Below are 1,872 nucleotides of genomic sequence, written 5' to 3'. Positions count from 1 at the left end.
CTGAGTTCCGCCTCGTGGCGGCGCGTGTGCAGGCCGGAAATGCCAGCCGCCTCTTCGAGAAGGGCGCGGCGCGCCTGGGGCTTGGCCTGGATCAGTTCGCCGATGCGGCCCTGCCCGACCATCGAGGGCGAGCGCGCGCCGGTCGACTGGTCGGCGAACAGCAGCTGCACGTCCTTGGCGCGTGCTTCCTTGCCATTGATGCGGTAGAGCGAGCCCGCCTCGCGCTCGATGCGGCGCGACACCTGTAACTCATCGGCGTCATTGAAGGCGGCGGGCGCGGTGCGGTCGGTGTTGTCGAGGAAAAGCGTGACTTCGGCGGTGTTGCGGGCCGGCCGCGTGCCCGAGCCGGAGAAGATCACGTCGTCCATGCCGGACGCGCGCATGTTCTTGTAGGAGCTTTCGCCCATCACCCAGCGCAGCGCCTCGACAAGGTTCGACTTGCCGCAGCCGTTCGGTCCGACAATGCCGGTAAGGCCGCGTTCGATGACGAACTCGCCGGGCTCGACGAAGGACTTGAAACCGAGGAGGCGAAGGCGCGAAAATTTCATTCGCGCCGCCCCACATTACAGGCGAGCGCGCCGAAGCTCGGTCGCTTCGACGCGGCCTGGACGTCAGAGCAGAGGGTCGATGATGGCCGACATTTCCTCAATCGACATCGCCCCTTTGTAGGTCTTCCCATTGATGAAGAAGGTCGGCGTCGAGTCGACCTTGAACTCGTCCGCGCCGCGTTTCTGGACTGCTCTGACATCGTCCAGAAGTTTCTGGTCCGTCAAGCAGGCCTCAAAGGACTCCTGTGTAAAACCGGCGAGCTTGGATATCTGCAGCAGTGCTTCCTTGGTGTTGTTGACGCCAACCCAGCTCGGCTGCTGCTTGAACAGCACGTCGACCATCGGGAAATAGTTATCCTTGGCGCAGCGCGCCAGCATGAAGCCGGCCTCGGCGCTCGGGTCGAAGGGGAATTCGCGCAGGATATAGCGCGCCTTGCCGGTGTCGATGTACTTGGTCTTCAACTCAGGGAAGGTTGTATCGTTGAAATGCGCGCAATGCGGGCATGTCATCGAGGCATATTCGACGATGGTGACCTTGGCGTCGTCCTTGCCGAGCTGCTTTTCGGGCAGCGCGCCCGGCTTCAGCAGTTGCGCCATGTCGACTGTGCCCTGCGCTTCCGGCACCTTGGCGGCGGCCGGCGTCGCCGGCTTGGCGGGTGTCGACGGGTTGGCGGGCTTCGCATCGGCCGCCTTTGCCTCCTCCTCCGAGTCGCTGCATGCGGCGATGAAAGCCACCGCCGGAATGGCGGCCAGCGAGCTCAAAAGGTTTCTGCGAGACAAAGGACGGTTCATGCGAATCACCTGATATCAGTTGGATTTTGCAATGCAAAAGCTAGAGAAGGCGAGAGTTGGCGCGAATTAAGGCATCGCCGTCCCCATTCCAATCGCCAAATTTTGTCGTGCGTTCACGAATACGCGAGATAAACGACAATCCTATGGCCTTTTCTGCCCTAGAATCGTTGCGCCCAGCCGCTCCAATGAGGCGCGCAAGCCATCGTCCTCGATCTTGCCGACGGTTCGCGAAAGCTTCGCCTTCTCCGCGTCGTTGAGCGGTCTCGGCGCCGGTTTCGGGCGGGCCTTTCCGGACAGCACCGGCTTTTGCACGATCTTGATGCGGCCAATAGCGCTAAAGCCGAGGAAGGAATTGACGCGATTGATGATTTCCCCGGCTTCATGCTGCAGGTGGAGCGCCGCCATGCCTTCGCAGGCGATCACCAGCACCGCAGGTTCGAACGGGTCGTCCTCATGCAAGCGACGCGGCCACTGGATCTTTTCCGGGCGCGAGCGCCCGGCTAGCCGGGGTCCGGCGATCTCCTCCCAGGAC

At 62.4% G+C, this 1,872-nt stretch carries 3 protein-coding genes; all 3 read right to left on the bottom strand.

Annotated elements, in window-relative coordinates:
• A partial coding sequence (locus EN745_RS34305; RefSeq protein ID WP_145992318.1) for an AAA family ATPase occupies positions 1 to 548 on the bottom strand: 548 nt, incomplete at its 3' end.
• Between the two features lie 63 nt (positions 549 to 611).
• Positions 612 to 1,340: a DsbA family protein gene (locus EN745_RS34300; protein ID WP_126055895.1), complete on the bottom strand. Its 729-nt coding sequence runs from the start codon at positions 1,338 to 1,340 to the stop codon at positions 612 to 614.
• Positions 1,341 to 1,481: 141 nt separating this feature from the next.
• Positions 1,482 to 1,872: DciA family protein (locus EN745_RS34295; protein ID WP_127423277.1), on the bottom strand; the 391-nt coding region annotated here is incomplete at its 5' end.

Origin of the sequence: Mesorhizobium sp. M4A.F.Ca.ET.022.05.2.1, assembly GCF_003998845.1 — a bacterium.
In the GTDB taxonomy this organism is placed as follows: Bacteria; Pseudomonadota; Alphaproteobacteria; order Rhizobiales; family Rhizobiaceae; genus Mesorhizobium.
This window is presented reverse-complemented; position numbering and strand designations above follow the sequence as displayed.